Origin of the sequence: Chryseobacterium daecheongense (genome assembly GCF_003729955.1) — a bacterium.
Lineage (GTDB): Bacteria > Bacteroidota > Bacteroidia > Flavobacteriales > Weeksellaceae > Chryseobacterium > Chryseobacterium daecheongense.
This window is the reverse complement of record NZ_RJTX01000003.1, coordinates 88,149-114,006: the sequence shown is the minus strand read 5'-3', so window position 1 is coordinate 114,006 and position 25,858 is coordinate 88,149. Positions and strand designations below refer to the sequence as shown.

27 protein-coding genes are annotated in these 25,858 nt (G+C 35.7%); 6 read left to right on the top strand and 21 right to left on the bottom strand.

Features of this window, described 5'->3' with window-relative positions:
• Positions 1 to 15: 15 nt before the first annotated feature.
• Positions 16 to 972: an acetyl-CoA carboxylase carboxyltransferase subunit alpha gene (locus EGI05_RS13090; RefSeq protein ID WP_123263496.1), complete on the bottom strand. Its 957-nt coding sequence runs from the start codon at positions 970 to 972 to the stop codon at positions 16 to 18.
• Between the two features lie 49 nt (positions 973 to 1,021).
• Entirely contained in the window at positions 1,022 to 2,530 is a 1,509-nt protein-coding gene (gltX, locus tag EGI05_RS13085; protein ID WP_123263495.1) for a glutamate--tRNA ligase, read from the bottom strand.
• 164 nt (positions 2,531 to 2,694) lie between these two features.
• Between gltX and EGI05_RS13080 the strand changes: the two genes are divergently transcribed.
• Positions 2,695 to 3,912, top strand: a complete 1,218-nt coding sequence (locus tag EGI05_RS13080) for a hypothetical protein (RefSeq protein ID WP_134197484.1) — start codon at positions 2,695 to 2,697, stop codon at positions 3,910 to 3,912.
• A 1-nt stretch (position 3,913) separates the two neighbouring features.
• Here the strand turns inward: EGI05_RS13080 and EGI05_RS13075 are convergent, their stop codons facing one another.
• The 14 genes from EGI05_RS13075 to pdxA form a co-directional block, all read right to left on the bottom strand.
• Positions 3,914 to 4,795: a glycosyltransferase family 2 protein gene (locus EGI05_RS13075; RefSeq protein WP_123263493.1), complete on the bottom strand. Its 882-nt coding sequence runs from the start codon at positions 4,793 to 4,795 to the stop codon at positions 3,914 to 3,916.
• 17 nt (positions 4,796 to 4,812) lie between these two features.
• Entirely contained in the window at positions 4,813 to 5,649 is an 837-nt protein-coding gene (locus EGI05_RS13070; protein WP_123263492.1) for a glycosyltransferase family 2 protein, read from the bottom strand.
• A gap of 26 nt (positions 5,650 to 5,675) precedes the next feature.
• On the bottom strand, positions 5,676 to 6,653 hold the full coding sequence (locus tag EGI05_RS13065) for a hypothetical protein (protein WP_134197482.1): 978 nt from the start codon (positions 6,651 to 6,653) through the stop codon (positions 5,676 to 5,678).
• 4 nt (positions 6,654 to 6,657) lie between these two features.
• The gene (locus tag EGI05_RS13060; protein WP_123263490.1) at positions 6,658 to 7,698 is read right to left on the bottom strand and encodes a glycosyltransferase family 2 protein; all 1,041 of its coding nucleotides are present in this window, start codon (positions 7,696 to 7,698) and stop codon (positions 6,658 to 6,660) included.
• Positions 7,699 to 7,702: 4 nt separating this feature from the next.
• A complete protein-coding gene (locus EGI05_RS13055; protein ID WP_123263489.1) occupies positions 7,703 to 8,890 on the bottom strand; it encodes a glycosyltransferase family 4 protein in 1,188 nt (395 codons plus the stop codon).
• Positions 8,891 to 8,893: 3 nt separating this feature from the next.
• The gene (locus tag EGI05_RS13050; protein WP_123263488.1) at positions 8,894 to 9,871 is read right to left on the bottom strand and encodes a glycosyltransferase family protein; all 978 of its coding nucleotides are present in this window, start codon (positions 9,869 to 9,871) and stop codon (positions 8,894 to 8,896) included.
• Complete coding sequence (locus EGI05_RS13045) at positions 9,868 to 10,638, bottom strand: glycosyltransferase family 2 protein (RefSeq protein WP_123263487.1); 771 nt, start codon at positions 10,636 to 10,638, stop codon at positions 9,868 to 9,870. The genes EGI05_RS13050 and EGI05_RS13045 overlap by 4 nt, the downstream gene beginning before the upstream one ends.
• A gap of 2 nt (positions 10,639 to 10,640) precedes the next feature.
• Positions 10,641 to 11,891 (bottom strand): ornithine--oxo-acid transaminase, encoded by a 1,251-nt coding sequence (gene rocD, locus EGI05_RS13040; RefSeq protein WP_123263486.1) that lies wholly within the window; start codon positions 11,889 to 11,891, stop codon positions 10,641 to 10,643.
• 69 nt (positions 11,892 to 11,960) lie between these two features.
• Positions 11,961 to 12,455: a hypothetical protein gene (locus EGI05_RS13035; protein WP_134197480.1), complete on the bottom strand. Its 495-nt coding sequence runs from the start codon at positions 12,453 to 12,455 to the stop codon at positions 11,961 to 11,963.
• 128 nt (positions 12,456 to 12,583) lie between these two features.
• Complete coding sequence (gene accC, locus EGI05_RS13030) at positions 12,584 to 13,936, bottom strand: acetyl-CoA carboxylase biotin carboxylase subunit (protein WP_123263484.1); 1,353 nt, start codon at positions 13,934 to 13,936, stop codon at positions 12,584 to 12,586.
• A 95-nt stretch (positions 13,937 to 14,031) separates the two neighbouring features.
• Positions 14,032 to 14,520, bottom strand: a complete 489-nt coding sequence (accB, locus tag EGI05_RS13025; protein WP_123263483.1) for an acetyl-CoA carboxylase biotin carboxyl carrier protein — start codon at positions 14,518 to 14,520, stop codon at positions 14,032 to 14,034.
• A 126-nt stretch (positions 14,521 to 14,646) separates the two neighbouring features.
• Positions 14,647 to 14,850, bottom strand: coding sequence for a 50S ribosomal protein L32 (gene rpmF / locus EGI05_RS13020; RefSeq protein ID WP_034681046.1), 204 nt, complete (start codon positions 14,848 to 14,850; stop codon positions 14,647 to 14,649).
• A 62-nt stretch (positions 14,851 to 14,912) separates the two neighbouring features.
• Positions 14,913 to 15,443: a YceD family protein gene (locus EGI05_RS13015; RefSeq protein WP_123263482.1), complete on the bottom strand. Its 531-nt coding sequence runs from the start codon at positions 15,441 to 15,443 to the stop codon at positions 14,913 to 14,915.
• An 84-nt stretch (positions 15,444 to 15,527) separates the two neighbouring features.
• Complete coding sequence (pdxA, locus tag EGI05_RS13010; protein ID WP_123263481.1) at positions 15,528 to 16,619, bottom strand: 4-hydroxythreonine-4-phosphate dehydrogenase PdxA; 1,092 nt, start codon at positions 16,617 to 16,619, stop codon at positions 15,528 to 15,530.
• A 48-nt stretch (positions 16,620 to 16,667) separates the two neighbouring features.
• On the opposite strand from pdxA, the gene EGI05_RS13005 reads away from it, so the two are divergent.
• Genes EGI05_RS13005 through EGI05_RS12990 form a run of 4 tightly spaced genes read left to right on the top strand, consistent with a single transcriptional unit; the run spans position 16,668 to position 21,076 of the window.
• Positions 16,668 to 17,264, top strand: a complete 597-nt coding sequence (locus EGI05_RS13005) for a riboflavin synthase (protein WP_123263480.1) — start codon at positions 16,668 to 16,670, stop codon at positions 17,262 to 17,264.
• Complete coding sequence (locus EGI05_RS13000; RefSeq protein WP_123263479.1) at positions 17,254 to 18,708, top strand: sensor histidine kinase; 1,455 nt, start codon at positions 17,254 to 17,256, stop codon at positions 18,706 to 18,708. The genes EGI05_RS13005 and EGI05_RS13000 overlap by 11 nt, the downstream gene beginning before the upstream one ends.
• Positions 18,708 to 19,406, top strand: coding sequence for a tRNA1(Val) (adenine(37)-N6)-methyltransferase (locus tag EGI05_RS12995; RefSeq protein WP_123263478.1), 699 nt, complete (start codon positions 18,708 to 18,710; stop codon positions 19,404 to 19,406). Before EGI05_RS13000 ends, EGI05_RS12995 begins: the two co-directional genes overlap by 1 nt.
• Positions 19,407 to 19,414: 8 nt before the next feature.
• Positions 19,415 to 21,076: a toxin-antitoxin system YwqK family antitoxin gene (locus tag EGI05_RS12990; RefSeq protein ID WP_123263477.1), complete on the top strand. Its 1,662-nt coding sequence runs from the start codon at positions 19,415 to 19,417 to the stop codon at positions 21,074 to 21,076.
• 45 nt (positions 21,077 to 21,121) lie between these two features.
• On the opposite strand, the gene EGI05_RS12985 is transcribed toward EGI05_RS12990, so the two are convergent.
• Together EGI05_RS12985 and rpmH are read right to left on the bottom strand one after the other, a co-directional pair.
• On the bottom strand, positions 21,122 to 21,832 hold the full coding sequence (locus EGI05_RS12985) for a cell division ATP-binding protein FtsE (RefSeq protein WP_123263476.1): 711 nt from the start codon (positions 21,830 to 21,832) through the stop codon (positions 21,122 to 21,124).
• 146 nt (positions 21,833 to 21,978) lie between these two features.
• Positions 21,979 to 22,137: a 50S ribosomal protein L34 gene (rpmH, locus tag EGI05_RS12980; RefSeq protein WP_076443849.1), complete on the bottom strand. Its 159-nt coding sequence runs from the start codon at positions 22,135 to 22,137 to the stop codon at positions 21,979 to 21,981.
• A 238-nt stretch (positions 22,138 to 22,375) separates the two neighbouring features.
• Between rpmH and EGI05_RS12975 the strand changes: the two genes are divergently transcribed.
• Positions 22,376 to 23,380, top strand: coding sequence for a DHH family phosphoesterase (locus EGI05_RS12975; RefSeq protein ID WP_123263475.1), 1,005 nt, complete (start codon positions 22,376 to 22,378; stop codon positions 23,378 to 23,380).
• 97 nt (positions 23,381 to 23,477) lie between these two features.
• Here EGI05_RS12975 and EGI05_RS12970 read toward each other — a convergent pair whose 3' ends face one another.
• From EGI05_RS12970 to EGI05_RS12960, 3 genes are all read right to left on the bottom strand, one after another.
• Positions 23,478 to 24,275, bottom strand: a complete 798-nt coding sequence (locus tag EGI05_RS12970) for a patatin-like phospholipase family protein (protein ID WP_123263474.1) — start codon at positions 24,273 to 24,275, stop codon at positions 23,478 to 23,480.
• A 3-nt stretch (positions 24,276 to 24,278) separates the two neighbouring features.
• Positions 24,279 to 25,061, bottom strand: a complete 783-nt coding sequence (locus tag EGI05_RS12965; protein WP_123263473.1) for an alpha/beta fold hydrolase — start codon at positions 25,059 to 25,061, stop codon at positions 24,279 to 24,281.
• Between the two features lie 116 nt (positions 25,062 to 25,177).
• The gene (locus tag EGI05_RS12960) at positions 25,178 to 25,702 is read right to left on the bottom strand and encodes a biopolymer transporter ExbD (protein WP_123263472.1); all 525 of its coding nucleotides are present in this window, start codon (positions 25,700 to 25,702) and stop codon (positions 25,178 to 25,180) included.
• Positions 25,703 to 25,858: the final 156 nt, after the last annotated feature.

Below are 25,858 nucleotides of genomic sequence, written 5' to 3'. Positions count from 1 at the left end.
TAACCGTTTTTTATTTTATCCTTTAAATTGCCCCATTGCAATAAATTTCTCTTGTCTTTGGGTTTCAAGTTCCTGCCCTGTGAATTTAGAGAAGGCCTTGATATTTTGTAAAATCGAATTTTTAAGATTCAGATAAGCCGTTTCCGGATCATAATGAGCCCCACCAAGTGGTTCTTCGATAATTCCATCAATGAACTTTTCTCTTAAGGCATCTTTCGGAGTCAGGTTCAATGCATTGGCTGCATCTTCTTTATGATCCCAGTTTCTCCATAAGATAGAAGAGCAGCTTTCCGGTGCAATTACAGTGTACCAAGTGTTTTCCAACATGTATACTTTGTTTCCTACACCAATTCCTAATGCCCCACCACTGGCTCCTTCTCCAATAATATAGGTAAAGATTGGGGTTTTAAGCTGAACCATTTCGAAAATGTTTCTTGCAATTGCTTCCCCTTGTCCTCTTTCTTCAGCTTCCAATCCAGGGTATGCTCCCGGTGTGTCTACCAAAGTGATCACAGGAATATTGAATTTTTCAGCAAGCTTCATTAATCTTAAAGCTTTTCTATATCCTTCAGGATTCGGCATCCCGAATCTTCTGTGTTGTCTTTCTTTGGTTGTTCTCCCTTTTTGAGTTCCTATGATCATTACTTTCTGACCGTCAAGAGTGGCTAAACCGCCGATCATTGCCGGGTCATCAGCAAAATTTCTGTCTCCGTGAAGTTCTAAGAAGCTGCCTTTGTCCACCATTCCATTGATGTAGTCCAAAGTATATGGACGGTCCGGGTGACGAGATAATTGTACTCTTTGCCAAGGGGTAAGATTTCCATAGATCTCTTTTTTCTTTTCTACAATCTTGTCCTCTATCTGGCTGCATGCTAATTTTACATCAACACCACTTTCTTCTCCTACTAAAGAACATGTCTGGTATTGATCCATTAATTCTTTGATAGGAAGTTCGAAACTTAAATATTCCATTTCTTGAAGTAAATTAAATCTTTCAAATTTATGAAAAATTAATGAAACCTTATTTAAAATTATTTATAGCATTATGTATTCTCGTTATACTTTCTTCTTTTCCAACGATTTCCAAAATGTCCGGAACGTCCGGTCCTTTCAGCTCGCCCACTAAAGATAAACGAAGCGGCATCATTACTTTCCCCATTCCCAATCCTTTATTCTCCGCAAAATCATGAACCGTTTGTTTCAATGCTTCTGCTTGGAAATCTGCAGTTTCCAATGTGGAAGCCAGTTCACCTAAAATAGAGGAAGTTTCTTCATTCCAGGCTTTTTTAGCGGCTTTTTCATCGTAAGAGGTTGGTGCTTCAAAGAAAAATTTACCGTTATCATAGATGTCTTTTGGGAATGTTGCTCTTTCTTTCATTAAATGAATCACTTTTAAAAGCTTTTCATCTGCAACACCTGATAAATCAAGATCAGAGTTTTTCAAAATCTGCAGCAATTCTTCATCAGACTTCATTTGAATATACTGATGGTTGAACCATTCTGCCTTTTCCTTACTGAATCTTGCTCCGGCTTTATGCACTTTATGGAGATCGAATTCTTTGGCCATTTCATCAATAGAAAGGATTTCCTTATCGTCAGCAGGAGACCATCCCAATAATGCTACCATATTAATGAAAGCTTCCGGAAGATATCCATTTTCTCTGTATCCTTTAGAAACAATTCCTGTTGCAGGATCTTTGAAATCCAATGGAAATACAGGGAATCCGAATTTATCACCATCTCTTTTGCTTAATTTTCCTTTTCCTTCGGGTTTCAGGATCAGAGAAAGGTGGGCAAATTGTGGTGCTTCCCAGCCCATCGCTTCATATAATAAAGTATGTAGTCCTAAAGAAGGGAGCCATTCTTCTCCACGGATCACGTGAGAGATTTCCATTTCATGATCATCAATGATGTTGGCGAAATGGTACGTTGGCATTCCGTCGTTTTTTACCAAAACTTTATCATCTAAAGTATTGGTGTTCACAGAGAATTTTCCACGGATGATATCTTCAAGATTTAAGGTTCTGTCAACCGGCATTTTAAATCTTACAACGTATGGAGTTTTTTCATCCAAAAGTTTCTTAACCTCTTCTTCGGAAAGGGCGAGGCTATTTCTCAAACGGTTTCTGGATCTGTTGTCATAAGAGAAGACATCTCCTTTTGCTTCATATTCTGCACGGATGGCATCTAATTCTTCAGGAGTATCAAAAGCAAGATACGCATAATCCGTTTTTAAGATTTGCTCAGTATATCTGTCATAGATGTCTCTTCTTTCGGATTGTCTGTAAGGAGCAAATTTTCCTCCCTTTGTAGGGCTTTCATCCGGAATAATGCCGCACCATTCCAAGGCTTCTTCAATATATTCTTCAGCTCCTTCCACATATCTTGCCGTGTCTGTATCTTCAATTCTCAATACAAATTCACCGCCTTGGTTTTTAGCAAAAAGATAATCATATAATGCGGTTCTTACGCCTCCCAAATGCAAAGGTCCTGTAGGACTTGGAGCAAAACGTACTCTCACTTTCTCCATTTTTAATAAAATTTTGGTGCAAATTTACTTAAAATTATCAGGTTTTTCATGATGTTTTGGTACTGTATTATTGGCTTTTTTGATCTTAATCTTTACTTTTGTGTCTATTAAGGATACTCCGATTATGCTGAAAACAGGAAACACTGCTTCGCAAGAAGATGAATATGGCAGGTAATAATAAGGCTTTACTAATAGGATTGAAAAAAGATCTTAGAATATATTATGTGTTAGCATTATTCATATTCCTGCTTGTATTCGACTATAACCAATACTGGTACCTATTCAAATCGTATATACAATTTGATTCCTGGTCAGTGTACGGTGATCTGCGGCTTCTTTTAAAAGGGACAGATTTATATGGAATAGGGAAAGATCCTTTCAAAGAACATTATGAACCGCCTTATAACTATCCTTCATTCTGGAGATTCTTTTCTTATCTCAAAGGTTTTGATGCTGTTCATTATAAAGCAATCGGTTTTTTGCTTGTGTTTTGTACGCAGAGCATGTTGTTATGGGCATCGGGAAATTGGGACGCAAAAAAGGCTTTTTATTATCTTTTATTACTACTTTCTCCAGTATCGCTTTTACTTTTTGAAAGGGGAAATAATGACTTAGTTATATTTCTGCTTCTCCTGTTTCCTATTTTGGTTTTTCCTAAAAGTAAACTGCTTTATATTCTATTCTTCCTGCTTGCTTTCATGCTGAAGCTTTATCCAATTGGAGCGGGGTTACTGGTTCTCTATTTATATAAAGAAATTAATTTTAAGAATATAGCTGTGTTGATAGGGGTTGCAGTGGTTATACTTGTTTATATAGGGTTGAATTACGAAGAGATTATCATGATTCGCGAAAGAACGCCTATTTCTATTTCTGAGTTTAGTTTTGGATTTCAGGTTCCGTTGGAAAATTTTATGTCTCACAACCGTAAAATGTACAAAATAGAAGGGGTATATTGGGCGGGATATATTGTATTATGGATTTCTATTATTTTTCTGCTGTTTAAAATATTCAGAAATCAATGGAATCACGTGGACCTTACAAATATTACAAGACGAGAACTGTACTTGTTTTTGATAGGAGCCGGAGTTTTCCTGTTCAGTTTTTTCCTGTCTATAAGCTGGGAATACAGATTGTTTTTCCTGGTATTATGTGTGCCTGCTTTGATCAGTTGGGCGAAAAGCAATCAATTCGGAGCGAAATACATGATCATTATTTTACCTATTATTTTGTGGAATCAAACTTTAAGGAAAATAACAGAAATGTTTTCTGACAATTCCAATAGTATTTTTCTAATCAACCAGTTATTGATAACTTCTTTGGCTGTTGTGCTGATTATTTATATTTTCCTGATATTCAAAAAATCATTGAATTTTATGAAATAATTCAACTTTTCTTTGATTTAAACTTTCTGAATAATCCTTTTAGCAAAATATTTCCGGAAAGCCCATCCACTTTCCATGTTTTTTTGTTGAGGGTATAATTTTTAAAAAGCATTTCATTCTTATATAATAATGCACTTCTTTTTTTCAGCTCCTTTTCATTCAGCTTCACCGTATTATTTAAAGATGATTTTCTTCGGTAGTGATTTTGATGCAGAACAATTTCACTATCAACGATCTCAATCTGCATTTTCTTTAGTTTTATTCTGTGCAGAAATTCATTATCATCATACGCCACTCCTTCTGCATAAGCCGGATCAAACCCTCCCAGATCAAATAAATCTTCCCGGGTAATAGCACAGCAGAAATGATACGCTACAGGTCTTATAACAGAATGGTTATACCAACTATTGCTTCCATCGCTGGTATTTTCCACATTGTTTTCCTGAATGAGCTTTTCCATTTTTTCAGGATGACGGATGTATTCATCTATATTATCAGTAGGTTCTTCATCCAAAGAATAGCATCCGAAGCTTAGGTATTTGTTTTTAACCAGATGTTCGCTGGTATATTGTAAAATATGACCAAAATGCAGACATTCCGGGTTTTGCAATATGATAAAATCTCCTTTAGCAGCTTTAAAGCCTACATTAAAAGGGATGCATGAATTTTTGTACCACTTGCTCCATTTTTTCAGACGGATTACTCTTAAAAAAGGGAACCGCCCAACAAGGTCTTCCAGTCTTTCTTCTTCATTGCTTGCATCATCCACTGCAATGAACTCAAGATCAAAATCATGATCTTTCAACTGCCTTTGAATACTTTCAAGGGTTTTGATAAATAATGCTTTACGGTTGTAGTAAGCAGTTACGATTGAAATTTTCATGGATGCTGGAAGTTATTTTAAAATTGGCGGTATATTTCGTTGAATTTCTTTGGTTTGAAAAGTTGATAAGCCAGTTTTCTGTACCAAACATTATAATATCTTTTTTTGTATTGGTTTCTGTTCAGGATAATGTAGCTTATGTTGCTGAAATCAAATCCGTGTTTCTCATAAAATGCATAATGCTTTTGGTAGATAAGAAACCTGTTCTGGGCTATTTTCTCTTCCTGTTGGGTACTTACATTGGTAAGAGAATTGTCATTGTGCCTGATTCTGTAAAAAAATAAATGTTCCGGAATTCTATATACTTCACCACCATTTTCAATAATTGAGATCCATAGATCCCAGTCTTCAAAATAGGTCAGGTTTTTATCGAAACCGTTAGCTTTGATAAAATCTTCCTTATACAGCAAAGCAGAAATAGGGATGCAGTTGGCGAAAAGAAAATCCTTGATTTCAAAATCAGGTAAATACCATTCCGTATTTTCTTTTTCAAAATATTGCCCTTTGGTGTAGCAAACCCTGATTGCTGGATTAGAGATTAATACATCGTATGTTTTCTTTAAAAACTCAGGCGCAATTTTATCATCGCAATCCACAAACAAAATATATTTGCCTCGTGCTATTTCGGCTCCTTTGTTTCTTGCCATAGACTGGCCCTGATTTTCCTGATGGTGCAAAATCAGGTCAGGATATTTATCGGCTTTCAGATGATCCAGAAACTCTTTTGGCGATCCATCATTAATCACAATGACCTCAATATTTTTGAAAGTCTGCCCATAAATACTGTTAAGACATTCTTCAATATAGTCTTCCCCGTTATAATAGGGGACAATTACAGAAATCAAATCGCTCATGGTTTTTTATCTATCTATCAATCGAGTTATTTTATGATCTCCTTGATCCAATTGCTGAAGCTGTATTGCTGTACGATTTCTTCAGGTAACGGATGATAAGGTGTTTTCAAAAATTGCTCTATGTTTTTATAATTATCATTTTCTACGACAAATATATTGTCAGAATGGTAAAAGTCATAATTTTTTACCATAATATTATCCGTGATCACTTTTTTGCCATAATACATTCCTTCAAAAAAACGAATGGAAAGTCCGTCATGCAATGGATCAACAAAGTCTAAAAGAACATCTGAACTTTTTACCAGTTCCAGGTTTTCCTTGAAAGTGATTCGGTCTGAAATATATTTGATCTTACTATTTTTTCGTTCGGGCTCCTGAAAATACTGGATGAAAATGTTGAGGTTGACTGAGAAGGCTGAAACTTCTTCAATAAAGCGGTCTATTTTTTCTTCACGGCTCTTCCAATACAAACCAACGAAGTAGAGTACAGGTTTTTCCGTATTGTATTCTTTGTGAGAAGGCGGAAGATGATCAAAATAAAAATTGGTAATGGAATGGATGTTGTGTTCAGATTCCACCCTTTCAAAGCAGAAGAATGTATCGAAAAGCCCGAAGTAATTTTTGACTTCGGGGAATTTTTCAATCCCGTCCCATTGATAGGCAACCAGCTTTTTGGTTTTCTTTTTTAAATTCTGAATGAAAGGAATAGGGAAGTTATCAGGACGGATCACCAAAATATAATCGAACTTGCCTTCCAATTCAGAGAGGCTCTTATTGAGTTCTTCGAGTTGATGCCTATTGATAAGATTTTGCTTGTATTCCTTGTTTCTCAGAATGTTTTTAATGAAAAAGTTTTGGATATTTTCAGTGCCTTTATATCTGAACTGGCAGACTTTATCTGTGATCAGAGAAGTTTCAAAGCCTACTTTCTCCAGATTATCTAAAAATAATTGGGGAAAATCCGAATAATCGGGCATGACCAAAAGGAACCTTTCTTTTTTCACTGTTTTATTTGTTAAATAAACTGAACATTACAATTTTATAATGCTTTCTAAGACTGTTTACCGGATTATTGAAATATTCTTTCCTGATGGTATCAGAATCTTTCAAGCTTACATTATTTAAGAATCTGAAATATTTTTTCTCAATACTTTTAAGCTCAATATTATCTTTAAACTCAGGATTTACCTCCCTAAACGTTTTTTCCATCTGCTGAAGTGCTTCAGAGGAATAATTCCCATGATGCTTGAAATTCCCGATGATAATCTTCTTCAGATAGGCAAGATAGTAAGCTGTAATGCTTCGTTCAGGATATTTCAGATAATATTTTTCATAAATGGTTTTGATAACACTAAGATAGCCCAAAAGATTTTTATCACTGTTTTTCTTGGTGATGGATTGAGCATTATCTACCGTATAATGATACGTTACTTCTGGAATAAACGTCACATTCTTAGCGTTGAATAGGGTCTCGAAGAACCATAATTCATCTTCATGATAGATTCCGCTTAGAAATTTCAAATTATTCTTTCTTAAAAACTCTGTACGGTATAATTTATTCTGAGCAATCGGGCTTAATCCTTCTGTGATATTTTTAAGCAACACTTCTGAGTTAGTATTTTCAAAATGCTGTTTTTCTTTTGGATGCGGAAGGTAAGAAACGATCTTTTTTTCTTCCCATGCAAAAGTAGCCGTTTTCCCGATGATGATATCTTCTTTCTCTGTGTAGGCGGAAATCAGAGATTCTATAGCATGTGAGGGAAGCAGGTCATCACTGTCACAGAAGTAGATGAAATCACCTGCCGCTTTTTCCAAACCAAAATTTCGGGTATCGGAAAGCCCTTTGTTTTCCTGATTGTATATCTGGAATCTGGAATCTGTAAAGCTATTGAGAATTTCTAATGTATTATCTGTACTTCCGTCGTTGATGATAATGCATTCTATGTTAGCATAAGTCTGACTCTGGATGCTTTCAAGCACCTCTCTCACATAATAAGAGGCATTGTAGCACGGAACGATAATACTTACTAAAAAATCAGAGGTCTTCATGTGATCAGATATTTTTAAGAGTGGAGCTTACTGCTTCCAAAGAAAATGGTTGTAAACTGTCTATTGAATGTTGGCTTAATGTGTTCCAAAGAGTTTCATCATTATTGAGGCGAATAATAGCTTCGGCAAAAGAATCTTTGTCATTGGCAATCAGTACGTTTTTGTTATTCACAAGCTGCATTCCTTCTGCGCCAATATCTGTAGTGATTACAGGTAAAAAATATTCGAAAGCCTGCCCGATTTTTCCTTTGACACCCGCTCCGAATCTTAATGGAGCAACCATGATCCTGGAATTCATAAAAAGCTCTTCAATGCTCTCTACAAATCCTAAAAACTTAAATTTAGGAAATAATTTCAGGTCTAATTTATCTGCTACATTACCAATTACGCTCACTTCAATCTCCGGATTGGCTTTCCAGACAATAGGCATAATGTTTTCGTATAAATATTTTACGGCATCAATATTCGGCTCGTGAATGGAACCAATGAAAATGATTCCTTTACTTTCACTGAATGATTTTCTTTCTGAAATATCAATTTTCGGATAGTGAATATTAGAAATCGTAATGATCTTATTGCGGTCTGCATATTGGCTCATAACTTCTTTTTCCTTATCGGAAATAGCAATAATGTAATCGAGCTGAGGTGCCACAACCGTTTCCAGGCGAAAGAAATGTTTATAGTTTTTCTTCAAAGAAATTCTTGTCGGTTCTATCTCAATGGCTCTTTTATATCGTAAAAAATGAATATCCACCATGTCATATATGAACTTGGTTTGAGGCAGGATGTTTTTTAATTTTTTATAGAATAAATTCAGGGCAAACGGCCCGTTAAACCAAATGTAATCAACAGATTTTAATGTCGGCAGGAACTCATCAATAGTTTTGTATTTGTTATTTTCTACAAATACAATAACATCTAAGCTTTGATAAAACTTCACATAAGAATTATCTTCAAAAACATGTGGTGCAAACAGGATACAATTATAGCCCATTTGCTTATAGAGTAGTATGATTTCCTTTAATCTGTTTGATCCGGAATCTTGATCGTGAGTAGGAAAATCCCTTGAAACAAATACAATTGTTTTTCTGGAAGGGTCCCACAGTTCTATATTCACAACGTCCTGCGTCTGAAGAATCTTAAGTTTTTCCTTCCTCTTAAAATGTTTCTTTATTTTTTTTACAATTCCCATCGCTTAGTTTTTATTCAATCCGAAAACCTTGTCTGTCCAGTAATCGAGTGTGTATTTTTGGTAAATATCTTCCGGAACCTTTTCATAAGGCTGTTGGAAAAATTCTTTACTGATATTGCTTAAATCGTGATTCAATACTAAAATATTATTCGGATTGTAAAAATCGTAATTTTTAATTTCCGGATTGTCGGTCACAATTTTCTTTTCCATCGCCATCGCTTCAAAAACTCTGAAGCTAAGCCCCGTTTGCCCGGATCTCATCAGATCCAATAAGGCTTTGGTGTTTTTATAAATATTAGCAGTAGTTGCTGTGGAAATAGGTCTTCTTTTTAAGGCTGTGAAATTTTTCAATGTATCTTTTCCAAGCTTCACCTGCTCTTTCCATACTTTTTTTCCTACCACTACAAAATCATATACAATGCCTTTTTTCTGCAAAATTTTAGCTAAAGGTAATAATATCTTGTTTCTTCCTTTATCAAATGAAGTAATGTAATACAGGTCCAATGTAGGATGCTGCTTTTCTTGTGGAATATATTCCAGATAATTATAGTTGGTCAGTCTTTCAAAGCCGTGCTTTTTAATATCCTTATCATCAAATGAAAAAATCTTATCAAAAAGATGAAGCTTATCTTCCACAGGAAACCTTTCAAGATTATCATACAGATAAGTGATCATTCTGTTTGTATAAGTTTTTATTTTTTCCAGTGTGGAAAGATCGAAAGTGTCCGGATTTAACACCAAAATTTGATCCTGATATCCAAGCTGAGCTAAAGAGTCCAAAACGTACTGCTGGCGTTTTTCCTTTTTAAGGTTTTTCTTTAAAAAGACTTTGCTGAATGCATTCACTGCTTTTTCTGTAAAATTGGCATGCGTTACGGCACCAATTTTAATATGATGGGCATCAATACCTTTATGGCGTAAAACATCTACAATATATTGATCATAGCCCCAAAAGTCAAAACTGATGACACAAATTTTCATTCGAATTCTTTTTGTTCGTTCTTTAGAGATTCATACGTTTCAAAAGCACTCAAAGATTGCAGGTAAGAAAGCTGAAAGCCTTCTTTGCCGTCTAAAATTCCCAACCGCATAATATACGCTTTAAAAAATTTGTAAGCCGTTTTGAAATATTGAGTTGAAGCACTGTATTTTTTTCCTTTGGAAGCAAGCTCTAATCCTTTCAGCTTTCCGTAATGGATCATCTTTTTCTTGTAAGATTCATAATCCGTCACGGAATAATGCAGAAGCTTATTTTTCAGCTCTCCAATCGATCCGTTTACTTCCAAAGTTTCGTGAACTTTTCTCTCTTCTATATATCGGGCTTTTGATTTCCTGAAAAGCCTGAAATTCTTGTCCGTTTGAGTTCCGGAAAAATGGATGGGCTTGCCGGCAAAAAAGAATTTGCGATAAAAATAATAAGCATCTTTTTTATCGGGTTTGTTTAATTCTTCGATGATTTCTTTTTTCAGCTGGGGAGTAATTCTTTCATCACCATCTAAAAATAATACCCAATCATTGGTGGCATAATCCAGCGCCAGATTTCTTTGAGATGTAAAATCCTCAAACGTGTGCTGAACCACCTTTACTTTGGGGAAAGTTCGGACTATTTCTAACGTTTTATCAGTGCTGAATGAATCAACAATGATGATTTCATCACAAAAGTCAAAACATTCGAGTACTTCCCGAATGTTTTTTTCTTCGTTATAGGTTATGATTAAGCCGCTTACTTTCTCAGTGAGTTGAGGCATATTTACTTTTTGAAATCAGTAATGGTTTTCTCTATAATCCTCACACAATCCATTAATTGTTCTTCGGTGATTACCAATGGCGGTGCAAGTCTTATGATATTTCCATGAGTAGGTTTGGCAAGCAATCCGTTTTCTTTTAATTGTAAACAAAGATTCCATGCAGTAGAACTTTCCGGAGTGTCATTAATTAAAATGGCATTCAATAAACCTTTACCTCTTACTTTGGTAATAAGGTCGGTTCTTTCAATCACTTTTTCAATTTCAGCTCTGAATAATTGTCCTAAATGTTCAGCTCTTTCAGACAGGTTTTCTTCAGAAACCACATCTAAAGCTGCCATTGCAACTGCACAAGCTAATGGGTTTCCACCGAATGTAGAACCATGTTGTCCCGGCTTGATCACATTCATGATGTTATTGTTCGCTAAAACAGCTGAAACAGGGTACATTCCGCCTGAAAGCGCTTTTCCTAAAATTAAAATATCCGGCTGTACATCTTCATGATGACAGGCGATCAGCTTTCCTGTTCTTGCAATTCCGGTCTGAACTTCATCGGCAATGAAAAGAACGTTATGTTTTTTACATAATTCGGAAGCATTTTTAAGGAAATTTTCATCCGGAACATATACTCCGGCTTCCCCCTGAATAGGTTCAACAAGGAATGCTGCAATATTCTGAGCATCTTTTGTTAAAACATCTTCTAAAGCCGCAAGATCATTATACGGAATTTTGATGAATCCTGGAGTGAAAGGTCCATAGTTGTGGTTCGCATCCGGATCATTAGAGAAAGAAACAATAGTGGTTGTTCTTCCGTGGAAGTTATTTTCACAAACGATAATCTTAGCTGCGTTTTCAGAAATACCTTTTACTTCATAGCTCCATTTTCTGGCTAATTTTACCGCTGTTTCCACAGCTTCTGCTCCGGAGTTCATTGGTAACACTTTATCAAAACCAAAAAGGGAAGTGATTTTCTGTTCGTATTCTCCTAGTTTTGAGTTGTAAAATGCTCTTGAAGTCAGGGCTAATTTTTGAGCCTGGCTGACTAATGCTTCTACAATTTTAGGGTGAGAATGCCCTTGATTAACAGCAGAGTAGGCAGAAAGAAAATCATAATATTTCTTGCCTTCCACATCCCATACAAAAACACCTTCTCCACGGTCAAGAACTACCGGAAGTGGATGATAATTGTGCGCGCCATGCTGATCTTCAAGGTCAATAAAATACTGTGAATTTTTTGCTGTTTCTACTGTTGACATATATTCTTAGGTTTTTCACAAAGTTAGTGATAATTTTAAAGTTAGGAAAATAGCATGGGTTTTACTCTGCTAATCTGCCCAGTATTCTTTAATAAGTGGATAGCCTGCTTTTTTAAAAGCATTTTGCAGTTCTTCACCCATTTTTTCATTGTTTTGTTCACTGGACATATAAAGATAGAACAGATTGCTTTTTGAAGTTTGTGTTTTTTCATCTGCTTTGGCATTGGTAACGGTTGTAATTACGGAATCATCTTCTGCTTCCAGAATAATCTGAATGTCTTTTCCTATTTTTTTAAGCTTGGCGAGGGGAACCTCCTGTTTGATCAATTGAGTGCCTGTGAAATATGAACTGGTCATTCTGATTTCAAAAGACAGCTTTTTTTCTTGATCAATAGAGAATTCCTTAACAATACTAATCGTGTCTCCATTAAAAAGTCGTGACTTGAATTGGTTTTTTACTTCTTTTTTAAGCTCTCTGTTCAATATATTGAGTATTTTCTTTTCCTGTGCAGAATTTGTATTCCACATACCGAAAATGAGTAGAAATAAAACAATGGGCTTCATAATTATATGGTTTAGTTTTTATGATAAGATATTCTTGAAACGTATTTATGATCATTTTAGTTTGTAGTGCCGAACGTATAAAATAAAAACGGCCTCTTATGAGGCCGTTTTATCAATTATCAATAATCTTAGTGATCATATTTCTTATCCATTACGAAACTCTCCATGAATTTCGTTGTATAGTTTCCAGACAGGTAATCTTCATTATCCATTAGTTGTCTGTGGAATGGAATGGTAGTTTTTACTCCTTCAATATAGAATTCTTCCAATGCACGTCTCATTTTGGCAATAGCTTCTTCACGCGTCTGAGCAGTAGTGATAAGCTTAGCAATCATGGAGTCATAGTTAGAAGGAATGGTATATCCTGAATATACGTGAGTATCAACTCTGATTCCGTGTCCGCCAGGAATATTCAATCCTGTGATTTTTCCCGGAGATGGTCTGAAATCATTGTAAGGATCTTCTGCATTAATTCTACACTCGATGGAATGTAGCTTCGGATAGTAATTAATTCCTGAAATCGGAGTTCCGGCAGCAAGAAGGATCTGTTCTCTGATCAGGTCATAATCGATTACCTGTTCAGTGATCGGGTGTTCTACCTGAATTCTTGTATTCATTTCCATGAAATAGAAATTTCTGTGTTTGTCTACTAAGAATTCAATAGTTCCTACCCCTTCATAACCGATAAATTCAGCGGCTTTTACAGCGGCTTCACCCATTTTCTCACGAAGCTCATCTGTCATGAACGGAGAAGGAGTTTCTTCGGTTAATTTCTGGTTTCTTCTTTGTACGGAACAGTCTCTTTCAGAAAGGTGGCAAGCTTTCCCATACTGGTCTCCAGCAACCTGAATTTCAATATGTCTAGGCTCTTCGATCAGTTTTTCCATATACATACCTCCGTTTCCGAAAGCAGCAACAGCTTCCTGAATAGCAGATTCCCAGTGGTCTTTAAGATCTTCAGCTTTCCAAACTGCTCTCATTCCTTTTCCACCTCCACCTGCAGTCGCCTTGATCATTACCGGATAACCGATCTCTTCAGCTGTTTTAGCAGCTACTTCATAAGATTCGATCAATCCGTCTGAACCCGGTACACATGGTACCCCAGCAGCTTTCATGGTTGCTTTAGCGTTGGCCTTGTCTCCCATTTTTTCAATTTGCTCAGGAGTAGCTCCAATAAACTTAATGTTGTTTTTCTGGCAAATTCTTGAAAAGTTAGCATTTTCAGATAAGAATCCGTAACCCGGGTGAATAGCATCTGCGTTGGTAATTTCCGCAGCTGCAATAATGTTAGGGATTTTAAGGTATGAGTCTTTACTCATGGCAGGACCAATACATACCGCCTCGTCAGCAAATCTTACGTGAAGACTGTCTTTATCTGCAGTAGAATATACTGCTACGGTTTTGATCCCCATTTCTTTACAAGTGCGAAGAATACGCATTGCAATTTCGCCACGATTGGCTATTAATATTTTTTTGAACATCTTCTTAAATTTGAAAATTAGAATTTGAAAATTAGATAATGTTGTTTAATGTAGCACAGAGTCTAACATCTAATGTCTAACATCTAACTTCTAAATTAAGATGGATCTACTAAGAATAAAGGTTGGTCATATTCTACAGGAGTAGCATCGTCTACCAAGATCTTAACGATTTTTCCGCTGATTTCAGATTCGATCTGGTTGAATAACTTCATCGCTTCGATCACGCAAACTACTTTACCAGCAGAAACTTCATCCCCTACATTTACAAATACGTCTTTGTCTGGAGATGGTTTTCTGTAGAAAGTACCGATCATTGGAGATTTGATTGCCACATATTTGCTGTCATCAGAAGCCGCATCAGCTTTTTCCGCAGGAGCAGAAGATGCCGCAGGAGCAGCGGCCTGAACCGGAGCAGCTACTTGTTGAGGCGCAGTATGGTAAACTGCAGGTTGAGCATAAGCAACTTCGCTTCCAGCTAATGGAGTTTTAATAGTGATTTCGAAATCTTTTGTTTTGTATTTTACCTCTGATACTTCAGCCTTAGACACAAATTTGATAAGATTTTGTATGTCTTTAATGTCCATAAATTTGATATTTGATTTTGAGCCAAAGATACCAAAAAATAACAAAAAGTAACAAAAAACCACTCAATTTTATCAAAATTGAGTGGTTTTTGTATCAAAATGAGGTTTTTTAAGGAAAAATACCTCTTAGTTTTCTTCAGTAGTTTCAACTGTTTTTTCCAATACTACTTTACCTCTGTAGTATAGTTTTCCTTCATGCCAGTGAGCTCTGTGATAAAGGTGTAATTCACCAGTTGTTGCATCTTTAGCTAATTGAGGAACTACAGCTTTGTAGTGAGTTCTTCTCTTATCTCTTCTTGTAGACGACTGTCTTCTCTTTGGATGTGCCATTTTGTAATAACTTTTTTAATTTGATGAGCGATGAGATTCATCATCTCATCATATTAATTATTTTAATTTTTATCTTTTAACTTTTTCAAGGCGTCCCATCTCGGATCGCTTTCGTGTTCTTCCTCTTCCGTTTCTTCAATATCTTTCGGACTGAATTGATCAAGGATTTTCAAATCTTCCTCACTTACGTTAGGTGATAACTTTTTCATAGGAATGGAAAGTACCACGTTCTCATAAATCAGATGCGCTACATTGAACGCGTGGTCTGTGGTTGGAATAGTAATTACATCTTCTTCGCTGTCATCATACTCTTCTCCGAACTTTACCAAAACCTTGATTTCGTTTTCAATAGGATGATCGAATGCTTCATTAGTGATATCACAAATAAGTTCTACCGTCCCATGTGTTTTAATCTCAAATTCTAAAAAAGTAGTGTGTTTATCAAGTAAAACATCCACTGCAATCTTAGGATTTGTAAATTCCTGATCAGTGTCAAATAATTGAAAGAACGTTTTATCTATCTCAAATTTGAACTCGTGCTTGCCGGTTTTTAATCCGGAAAAGCTTATGTCATAGTTTCTTAACTTGTCCATAAAATGAGTGTGCAAAAATATGCATTTTTTTTATAATTACAAATAAAATATCTAACAAATTATATAAAAAATTATACAAAAGTTTTATCCTTCAGTATCTTCAGGAAGATCTTCATCTATTCCGTTATCTGCTGCCATTTTTCTTGGCTGAAGACGATTGCTCATCAGATCGTTATATTCACTTCTGTTTTTAAAAATTTTAATGGCAGTAAAAATAGCTTCGGTAAAACTTTGTTCATCTGCAATATTTTTTCCGGCAATATCATAAGCAACGCCATGATCGGGAGAAGTTCTGATGAATGGCAATCCGGCCGTATAATTTACGCCCTCTTCATACGCAAGAGTTTTGAATGGTGCCAATCCCTGATCGTGATACATCGCTAAAACAGCGTCGAAATTTTTGTACTTGCTCGGCTGGAAAAAACTGTCAGCAGGGAATGGTCCGAAAGCCAGAATACCATTATCCGAAAGTTCCTGAATAGCCGGCCCGATGATTTCGATTTCCTCATTTCCGATAACACCTCCGTCTCCAGAATGCGGATTCAATCCTAAAACAGCAATTTTAGGTTTTTGAATACAGAAGTCTTCGATCAGTGTTTGATTTAAAATCCTGATCTGTTTTTTTATTTTTTCTTTAGAAATATTCTCAGCGACTTTGGCAATAGGAATATGATGGGTTGAAACCGCTACTTTTAATTCCTCAGTAACAAGAAACATCAATCCTTTTTTGCTGAATTTTTCTTCAAAGTATCCTGTGTGTCCTGCGTGCTTGAATCCCATTTTCACCATTTCATCTTTGTTGATCGGGGCAGTAACCAGAACATCAATGTCTCCTTTCATTAAAGCCTCTGTTGCAGCCTCTAAAGAATCAATGGCCATTTTGGTAGATTCTTCTGTTGGAGTTCCTAGTTCTACATTCACATTATCCTTTACAAGATTTACCATATTCAGTTTTCCTCCTTGAGCTTGCGAAGCTTCATTAATATAATTGAAGTTCAGGTTCAGCTTAAAAATGTTTTTCTGAAAGGTAAATAATTTACCAGAGCCAAAAATTACCGGCGTGAAAAAATCTGTAATGGTTTTGTCTTTCAGAGACTTCATGATGATTTCCGGACCGATTCCGTTAAAATCACCGATTGAAATTCCTACTCGTACTTTATGGTGTTTTGGGCTCATTTTGATTATCTTTGAAGATTAGAATTTTACAAATTTAGCAAAAATAATATGTTCACAGGAATTATTGAAGCAGTTGGTGTTATTGAAAAGATAGAAGAAAAAGGAAGTAATATCGATTTTACGCTCACTTGTCCTTTTACCAATGAGTTAAAGATCGATCAAAGTTTAGCGCATAACGGGTGCTGCTTAACGGTTGTTGAAATTAAAGGAGACCAATATGTGGTTACTGCCATCAATGAGACTCTGGAAAAAACTAACCTAGAAAAATGGGAAGTAGGAACGGTGGTAAATCTTGAGCGTTGTATGAAAATGGATGGGAGACTGGACGGGCACATTGTTCAGGGACATGTAGATAAAACCGGAGAGGTAGTTGGAATAGAAAACAAAGACGGAAGTTATTATATTACCATAAAATATGAAGCAGACGGAAATTTTGTTACTGTTCCGCAAGGCTCCATTACGGTAAATGGAATCAGCCTGACAGTGGCACATAGTGAGGATTCTCAGTTTTCGGTGGCGATTATTCCATATACTTGGGAGTTTACGAATATGCAGCATTTGAAAGCAGGAGATAAAGTAAATCTAGAATTTGACATTATTGGTAAGTATATTGCTAGGTTAATTAAAAAACAGAATGTCATTTAACAAGTATAAAGGGTATAGTCTGCGAAACCGTGTGTTTTTCGGTTTCTTGTTCGTGTGTCTGTTAAGTGTGGCGGCGTCTTCATTGGTTCCGTACTATGTTTTAAGGAATAATTCTTTAGAGCAAAGTAAGATTGATATGCAGGTTAAAACCAATGCTGTCATGAGGTTCCTGGATTATGCCGTTAGCCAGAAGCTTATTGGAACTGAAGATTTACCCAATGTTTTAGGGAATAAGATTTATGAAATTGCGGATATTAATCAGCATGCCATTATTATTTATGACCTGAAAGGAAATTATCTTCTTTCCAGCACAGAACAAAACCAGGTAGATCAGAAAAAAATACCTATTAATATTGTTAATAAAATTCTCTCTACAGATACAAGAGTAGATATTACGGGCTACGATAAAGCTAAAGATGCTACCCGTACTTCATCTTATCTGATTTTGAAGAATAACGCATTAGAACCTATTGCGATAGTTTATATTCCGTTATATCATGATGAATCAGCTTATTTTGATGTTCTCCATAAATATGTTAAATACATCCTTCTGGTTGATATTTTCCTGATCCTTTTCAGTATCTGGATAAGCTGGGTAACTTCTAACAATCTGGCAAAAACGATTACGAAATTCTCCGATATGATCACGAGAATCACTTTGTTCGAGAATGAACTTCGCCCTATCAGATATTATAAAAATGATGAATTGAATGCTTTGGCAAGAGCATATAACAGGATGATCCTCCAGATTCAGGATCAGAAAGAAAGACTGCGGTTCAAAGCCTCTGAGGAAGCATGGCGTGAAATGGCAAAGCAGGTTGCTCATGAAGTGAAAAACCCTCTTACGCCCATGAAGCTCACCATTCAAAATTTTGAAAGAAAGTTTGATCCCGAAGATCCGAATATAAGAGAAAGAGTGGCACAGATGAGCAAAACAATGGTGGATCAGATCGATCTTATTGCTACGGTAGCCTCTGCTTTCTCGGAATTTGCCAAGCTTCCTGAAAAAAATAATGAGGTCATTAATTTAAATGCCGAAGTGGAAGATATTCTTCGTGTCTTTAATGACGAAAGTATTTTTCTGCATACCAATAAAAACAATATCATGATCAATATGGACAGGATTTACCTTTCCAGGATCATTACCAATCTGGTGACTAATGCAAAACAGGCTCAGAGTGATGATAGAAAACTGATCATCAATGTAGATGTAGAGCAGCATCAGAGAAGAGTGATGATCTCTGTTCAGGATAATGGAATTGGTATTCCCGAGAATATGTATGAAAGAATTTTCGAGCCTAATTTTACTTCCAAAAACAGTGGAATGGGACTCGGGTTATCCATGGTGAGAAAAATGGTTGAGGATTATAAAGGGGAAATTTCCGTGAAATCCGAAGTGGGGAAAGGTTCTACTTTTATCATTACATTACCTACTAACTTATAGTGAAGCCTTTCAAATTTAAACAATTCGAAGTACAGCAGTCTAAAGATGTCTTCCGGGTAGGAACGGATGGTGTCATTCTTGGGTCTTTGGCTAGTGTGGAAAATGCATCAAAGGTTTTGGAAATCGGGACTGGTACCGGTTTGATTTCATTAATGCTGGCTCAAAGAAATCCCAATGCTGAATTCCTGGGGATTGATATTAATGAAAATGCTGTACAGCTTACCAAAAGCAATTTTGAAAATTCTGTTTTTAGTTCGAGGTTAAAAAATATCCTTCAGGATTTTAAGATCTTGGAAACGGAAGAAAGATTTGATCTGGTGGTTTCTAATCCACCTTATTTTGAAGAATCGACTTCGGATAAAGATAAAATTGCGAGGCAAACCGTGGAGCTGAACTTCAAACAATTGATCTCAAAGTCTTTTAATATGCTTTCTGAAAGGGGAATTTTATCAGTCATTATTCCTGTTGAAGTGGGTGACGAGTTCATTGATTTAGCTAAAGAAAATCAACTTTTTTTAAGCCGGAAAGTCAATATTAAAGGGATTATCCATTCAAATACAAAAAGATTAATCCTTGAATTTTCTCAGTTTGAAAAACAACTGGAAGAATCTGAGTTGATCATAGAAAAAAGTCCTAGACAATACTCGGACCAATATCTTGAACTCACTAAGGAGTTTCATGTTTTCGACAAAAAATAACCATTTTTATGACTCGATTATATATCATACTTCTGTTATTTTCAAACATTTTTTCTGCTCAGCAAAGAACATACTTTAATGAGGAGTGGGAGGCGACTACTAAAGCGAATGCTTCTTATTACAGAGAAACCTCAAAAGAAGGAAAATTAATAAGAATTAAAGATTTTTTCATTAATGGAAATTTGCAGATGGATGGTCTCGCAAGCAGTATTAAAAATGGAGAAGAGATTTTTGAGGGAGAAGTAAAATGGTATTTCCAAGATGGCAAGATAGAAAAAATTGCCAATTTTAAAAATGGAAAACAGGAAGGGGTGTTGAAAGAGTATGATGAATCGGGACAGATTATAAGTGATCTGGCCTATGCTAATAATGGGAAATATTCAGGGAAAGTCTACTTTTATAAGGATAAAGATTTTGCGTATAATAAAATTCAGGAATGGAAAGATTCTGAGCTCATTTTGGAAATAGAATATGATCAGGATATCACTTTGGCGAGGAAAGAAATCTATACTACGCCGGAAAGCGATAAAGAAACAAAATTTTATGATGAAAAGGGAACTTACTTAGGAACGTTTATAGGAGATAAAGAAGGTAGATACAATGGAATATATGTGGAGTATTTTTATCATCCGATGCGGGTGAAAAGTATTACAGATTATTTTGATTTTAACCAGATCCAAAAGGAAAAAGCCTATTTTTCTAATAATCAGTTGAAGTTTGAATATAGCAAGAAGGGCGATACCGGTTTTAAAGTATTTTATAATAAATCAGGACAGAAAATTGCAGAGCTAAAATATATTAAACCTGAAACTTCCAATTGGGATGTTTCTGCTTTTGACGGAACTCAGCTGTATTATTTTGATGGCGATCTTTCAGATATAGTAAGTACAAAAGTGGTTTTAAGAAACGGTGATTTTGTAGTTGTTGAAAATTATTATGAAAATTCGGATTTAAAGGAAAAAGTAACTTATCTGGAAAAAGATATGGTTGACAAAAGAGAATTTTTTAATAAAAACGGGAGTAAAAGATTTGAAATAAAGTATAGAAATAATAAACCTTACAGCGGAACAGAAGAAAATGATAGAGGATATGTTTTTACCTATAAAGAAGGTGAAGTAATCAATCAGCAGTTTTATAATTATAAGGACATAATGGAATATGAAAAGACTTATAATGAAGAAAAACAGATATATGAAGGAAAGGTCTTTACCCGTGATCAAGGGCTTCCCAAATATACTTATACAACACAGAATTATGAACCTCGTTTCGGGTTCAGTGGTGAACTGGTTTCTTTTATCAAAGGAAAAGAATTTTCACGGGCAACATTTGAGGACGGCGAGCTGAAAAATGGAATTGCAATTATGGATAATGAAGGACAAAGGGTAGATTTTGAAAGAAAAGGAGATATTTTGAATCTTAAATATTATGATTCTGAAAATATCAAAGTGATAAAGGAGAAAAATATTAAAATTTCAGAGATTGATCATTATGCCAAAAGGCTTGTCGAAAATAATTTTTTTGATGTTTATAATCACTGGAAGCAAAAGACGGAATTGGATGGTACGGAAGGTTACACAGAAGATGTTACTATTTATAAAGTAGGAAATACTGATGATATCAACAATAATGTACAAAGAGCAGAAGTTGCCACACCGAAGCCTCAAAAATAAAAAAAAAACTGCCTTTACTAGGGCAGTTTTTTTATTATCTATTTTTTATTCAAACAATTCTGTAGTATCCAATACGGAAACTTTCCCATCTTCACATCGGATGGCTTCACCCGGGAAGTTTTGGATCATGTGGTAATCGTGAGTAGCCATCACTACTGCGGCACCATTTTCTTTGGCTACCTGCTTCAGTAGCGTCATAATTTCATTGGACGTTTCAGGGTCAAGGTTTCCTGTAGGCTCATCCGCTAAAATAAGATCAGGGTGATTTAATAAAGCTCTTGCAATAGCAATACGCTGCTGCTCTCCGCCTGAAAGCTCATGAGGCATTTTATGCTTCTTGCTTTTCATGTTTACGCTTTCAAGAACTTCATTGATGCGCTCGTCCATTTTTGCCTTATCGCTCCATCCTGTTGCTTCAAGAACAAATCTTAAATTTTTCTCTACCGTTCTGTCGGAAAGCAATTGGAAGTCCTGGAAAACGATCCCTAATTTTCTTCTTAAGTTCGGAACATCAGACATTTTAAGCTTGGCAAGATCGAATCCTACAACACTTCCATGTCCGGATGCTAAAGGAATATGCCCATATAATGTTTTTAAAAGTGAACTTTTTCCGGAACCTGTTTTCCCGATAAGGTAGCAGAATCTGCCTTTTTTGATGTTAAGATTAACATCAGAAAGAACAGTGAAGTTTTTTTGTGCAATTTTAGCGTGTTGTAAACTTATAATATTATCTCCGGAAATATGGGTATGTGGCATAATTCAGTTTTAAAGTACTATTTTAATTCAGAATTTAAAAATAGAGAAAAGAAACGTAAGGAACCTAAATTTTAGTAAATTTTAACAACAAAAAATGCCTGAAAAACTTCTTTTCAAGCATGATTTGTATATGATAATTCGAGAAATTATCTCTTAGCGCGTGATGCACTTACAGTTAATCTCTTTCTGCCTTTAGCTCTTCTCGCAGCCAAAACTCTTCTTCCATTTGGCGTAGACATTCTTTCTCTGAAACCGTGTTTGTTTCTTCTCTTTCTTTCTGATGGCTGGAATGTTCTTTTACTCATTACTATTATATTTAAATCGTAATTATCTATTTATTTTTCAGGTTGCAAAGATATGTATTTTTTTAAAAGTTACAAACTTTAATTACTTTTTTTTGAAATTATTCGAAATGTTTTTTCATCGATTGCAGATAAAAGCCGATTCTAAACAGCATTCTTTATATTCAAAAATTAATCGCAATGTTGATTTAAAAACTTTATCTTTGGAGACTCAAATTTAAACAAAAAATAAACACACATGATGTTTACACCTGCGGAACTTTTAGAAATTAATACCCTTCTCTCTCCGGAAAGCAAAATAGTTATTCTTACCCATTACAATCCTGATGGAGATGCTATTGGTTCCAGCTTTGGATTGAAGCATTATTTAAAAGCTAAAGGAATTCATGCTGATGTAATTGTTCCGAATGATTTTCCAAAGTTCCTGAAATGGATGCCTGAATCCAAAAAGGCAATTATTGCAGAATACAAAAGAAAAGTGGCGTATGATCTGATCAGCGAAGCAGATGTTATTTTTTGTTTGGATTTCAATGCGCCTTCCAGAATCGGAATCGTGGGAGACTGGCTGATTAAAGCTACAGGAAAGAAAATTCTTATTGACCATCATCAGCAGCCGGAACCATTCGATTACGTGTATTCGGATACCATTATTCCGGCTACTTCACAAATGATCTATCATTTTATTGAAGCATTGGGTGATGAAAAGCTGGTGAATAAAGATATGGCTGAATGCCTTTATACGGGTATTATGACGGATACGGGAGGTTTCCGCTTCCGTTCTACAAGCGCTACCACACACAGGATTATTGCTAACTTGATTGAGAAAGGTGCTGATCCTTCCATGATCACTTCCAATACCTGGGATACGAATACGGTTTCCCGCCTTCACCTGCTTTCTTTGATTTTAGGACGAATTGAAGTGGTTCATGACGGAACTGTTGCTGTGTTGTCCTTAACGAGAAAAGAATTGCAGCAATATGGTTTCCAGAAAGGCGATACGGAAGGTTTCGTGAATTACGGGCTGAGTATTATGGGGGTAAAAATGTCTGCATTCTTTATGGAAGACCTTTATGAGGACTTTATTAAAATTTCTTTCAGAAGCAAAGATGATGTGGATGTGAATCAGTTTTCCAGAAAGTATTTCAATGGAGGAGGGCATATCAATGCGGCCGGAGGTAAATCTTACGAATCTTTGCCGGATACTATTGAAACATTCAAAAAAAGGGTGGAAGAGTTTCAGATTTAAAAGGGGTAAACTCGCGAAACTGCAAAATTGTAAAATCGCAGAAGATTTTTTGAATTATAACCTTAAATCCTCGGAGCCAGGAATTCGGAGTCTCATATCAGATAATGGTCCTTGTGTATCCTTTGTCCTCTAATTCTTTGCAGGTATAGTCATACACTTCTTTGAACATTTCATCAAGATTTTTCTTATTGAAAAGGCTGAACTTGGTCATTTTAGGAGGGTCAAGGAATATATCACAGGATTTGGCTTTAGAATACACCGATTTGGCGATGGCAAGGTGTAAAATTCTGTCGAATTCCTTCATTAAGCTCATGTTTTTAAGCTCATCATAGCTGATGGAATTAACGTGGGAAGCTATCAGAAAATCGCATTTATCAATAATGGGTTCAATAGGCAGGTTATCCAAAACACCACCGTCAACATATAGTTTTTCACCGATCCGTACAGGTGGAAGGACAAAAGGGACACTCGAAGAAGCCAAAAGAGGACCGAAAAGTTCTCCTTCAGAAAAGAAATCAACGATTCCGTGAGTTAATTCCGTAGCCGTTACATAAACAGGAATTTTTAAAATACTGAAATTATCCTCAGGGAAATGATCCTTAAATAGTTTTAAAATAAAACTTGAGCTAAAGATCCCGTTTTTGGAAAGCCTCAGATAAGACCGTGAAAAAAAAGTAGTCTGTTTTACGATCTCTATCATTTCATCCGGTGTTTTACCTAAAGAATAAAAAGCTCCGATGATAGATCCTGCGCTTGTTCCTGAAATGATATGTGGTTTCAGATGATATTCTTCCAAAGCTTTTAATACGGCGATGTGAGCAATTCCGCGCATTCCGCCACCGGAAAGTGTCAAGCCGATTATTGGCTTCTTTTTTTTGAAAGAAAACAGCCCCATATTTTAAAGAACTAATTTTTTCGGCATATTGTGAAGCAGTTCTGTATTGATGATTTCTGCACAGATGCAAGGCTTTTCCCAGTGTCCATTGTGTCCGCAATCCAGAACATAAGACTTGATGTTGGTTCTGTCCGGAAGATTTTTTATGGTGTTCTCGGTTTTTACAGCATTGTCATGCTTGCCGGTCAATACCAGAATTTTAGACTCAAGGTTTTCTAAGACATGTTTTTTATCTGTTCTTTCAACCATGCCTTTTACGCAAGCCAAAGCTCCTAAATTGTTGGTGGAAAGTGCAATTTGAAGTGCTGTTTCTATTTTTCCCTCCAGAATGTCTCTCTCATTGGGGTTGAACAGATTCGGAATTCCGGCTCTTGCATAATTGGAGAAGGCTTCTTTGATAATCCTGTAGCTTTTTATGCGTTGTTTCTTTTTCTCTTCGTCATCGGGAAGATAGGTGGAAAAAAATAAGGTTAAACTTTTAAGGGTATCAGGGTATTTTTCGGCAAAAGCTAAAGATACATAACCTCCCATGGAGTGCCCCAACAGATGTATTTTGGTTAAATTCTGATCGTCTATCACTTTTTTTACTTCATCAGCCATAAGTTCCACGGTGTGTACTTCTGCTAAAATATCAGATTTTCCATGGCCGGGAAGATCAATTTTCAGTAGAGAAAAGTTTTCGGAAAGATGAGGTTCCATATCATCCCATATGGAAAGGTTTTCCATAAAACCGTGAAGCAGTACCAGTGTTTCTTTTCCGTTTCCTTTTCTTTCAAAGTATAGCATGATCTCAAAATTAAAATATGGATATGATCTGCAAATCCCGAACCATTACAACTAGCCGGATGAAATCATATCTCCCAAATTTAAGTAAAAAAGAGCATTTTAAATGCTCTTTCTTTTTATTTTGTCAATTCGTTATATACCTTCTGTTCCCATGGTTTGATATCAGTGACACCGTATCGTTCTTTTTTAGCGATGGTAACATTATCCAGCATATCCACAAAGTTTTTATAGTTTGACTCATCAGTAGGTTTGATGATGATGGTGAAAATTTCTTTTCTAGGAGCTTTGTTATAGGCTTCTGCAATCAATTTTGGTACATTCATTCCGCTAAGGTCTGTTTCTTTTAAATTACTAGTGTTTAAATTCTCTGAAGAGCTTTGATGATAAAATATACGATTGTCTTTTCCAAGAATGAAGGTAATTTGATTTCTCACATCAATAGGAGGAGTGTGGATCGGGTCCGGGTTTGGATCTTTTGCCGGCAATCCCAGATCCATTACATTAGGTTTTGTAAAATTGGTAGTGAACATGAAAAAGGTAATTAATAAAAACCCTAAGTCTACCATTGGGGTCATATCGATACGGATCAGTTTTTTTCTTTGTTTTCCGCCTTGTTTCTCTTGTGCAATAACTTCAGCCATAATTCATATTTTAATAGGTTAAACGGTATGTGATTAATTGAATCCATACAAAGTTGATGCCTAAAATTTTAAAATGGCAATAAAAATTTGATTTTATTAAATTGTCAATATGTAAAAACCCTATGAATTTAAAAATTCATAAGGTTTTATAACATT

Excerpts from the sequence above, each read along its gene's own strand:
- EGI05_RS13090 (WP_123263496.1), bottom strand. The coding sequence starts at position 972 with ATGGAATATTTAAGTTTCGAACTTCCTATCAAAGAATTAATGGATCAA.
- gltX (WP_123263495.1), bottom strand. The coding sequence starts at position 2,530 with ATGGAGAAAGTGAGAGTACGTTTTGCTCCAAGTCCTACAGGACCTTTG.
- EGI05_RS13080 (WP_134197484.1), top strand. The coding sequence starts at position 2,695 with ATGGCAGGTAATAATAAGGCTTTACTAATAGGATTGAAAAAAGATCTT.
- EGI05_RS13075 (WP_123263493.1), bottom strand. The coding sequence starts at position 4,795 with ATGAAAATTTCAATCGTAACTGCTTACTACAACCGTAAAGCATTATTT.
- EGI05_RS13070 (WP_123263492.1), bottom strand. The coding sequence starts at position 5,649 with ATGAGCGATTTGATTTCTGTAATTGTCCCCTATTATAACGGGGAAGAC.
- EGI05_RS13060 (WP_123263490.1), bottom strand. The coding sequence starts at position 7,698 with ATGAAGACCTCTGATTTTTTAGTAAGTATTATCGTTCCGTGCTACAAT.
- EGI05_RS13055 (WP_123263489.1), bottom strand. The coding sequence starts at position 8,890 with ATGGGAATTGTAAAAAAAATAAAGAAACATTTTAAGAGGAAGGAAAAA.
- EGI05_RS13050 (WP_123263488.1), bottom strand. The coding sequence starts at position 9,871 with ATGAAAATTTGTGTCATCAGTTTTGACTTTTGGGGCTATGATCAATAT.
- EGI05_RS13045 (WP_123263487.1), bottom strand. The coding sequence starts at position 10,638 with ATGCCTCAACTCACTGAGAAAGTAAGCGGCTTAATCATAACCTATAAC.
- rocD (WP_123263486.1), bottom strand. The coding sequence starts at position 11,891 with ATGTCAACAGTAGAAACAGCAAAAAATTCACAGTATTTTATTGACCTT.
- EGI05_RS13035 (WP_134197480.1), bottom strand. The coding sequence starts at position 12,455 with ATGAAGCCCATTGTTTTATTTCTACTCATTTTCGGTATGTGGAATACA.
- accC (WP_123263484.1), bottom strand. The coding sequence starts at position 13,936 with ATGTTCAAAAAAATATTAATAGCCAATCGTGGCGAAATTGCAATGCGT.
- accB (WP_123263483.1), bottom strand. The coding sequence starts at position 14,520 with ATGGACATTAAAGACATACAAAATCTTATCAAATTTGTGTCTAAGGCT.
- rpmF (WP_034681046.1), bottom strand. The coding sequence starts at position 14,850 with ATGGCACATCCAAAGAGAAGACAGTCGTCTACAAGAAGAGATAAGAGA.
- EGI05_RS13015 (WP_123263482.1), bottom strand. The coding sequence starts at position 15,443 with ATGGACAAGTTAAGAAACTATGACATAAGCTTTTCCGGATTAAAAACC.
- pdxA (WP_123263481.1), bottom strand. The coding sequence starts at position 16,619 with ATGAGCCCAAAACACCATAAAGTACGAGTAGGAATTTCAATCGGTGAT.
- EGI05_RS13005 (WP_123263480.1), top strand. The coding sequence starts at position 16,668 with ATGTTCACAGGAATTATTGAAGCAGTTGGTGTTATTGAAAAGATAGAA.
- EGI05_RS13000 (WP_123263479.1), top strand. The coding sequence starts at position 17,254 with ATGTCATTTAACAAGTATAAAGGGTATAGTCTGCGAAACCGTGTGTTT.
- EGI05_RS12990 (WP_123263477.1), top strand. The coding sequence starts at position 19,415 with ATGACTCGATTATATATCATACTTCTGTTATTTTCAAACATTTTTTCT.
- EGI05_RS12985 (WP_123263476.1), bottom strand. The coding sequence starts at position 21,832 with ATGCCACATACCCATATTTCCGGAGATAATATTATAAGTTTACAACAC.
- rpmH (WP_076443849.1), bottom strand. The coding sequence starts at position 22,137 with ATGAGTAAAAGAACATTCCAGCCATCAGAAAGAAAGAGAAGAAACAAA.
- EGI05_RS12975 (WP_123263475.1), top strand. The coding sequence starts at position 22,376 with ATGTTTACACCTGCGGAACTTTTAGAAATTAATACCCTTCTCTCTCCG.
- EGI05_RS12970 (WP_123263474.1), bottom strand. The coding sequence starts at position 24,275 with ATGGGGCTGTTTTCTTTCAAAAAAAAGAAGCCAATAATCGGCTTGACA.
- EGI05_RS12965 (WP_123263473.1), bottom strand. The coding sequence starts at position 25,061 with ATGCTATACTTTGAAAGAAAAGGAAACGGAAAAGAAACACTGGTACTG.
- EGI05_RS12960 (WP_123263472.1), bottom strand. The coding sequence starts at position 25,702 with ATGGCTGAAGTTATTGCACAAGAGAAACAAGGCGGAAAACAAAGAAAA.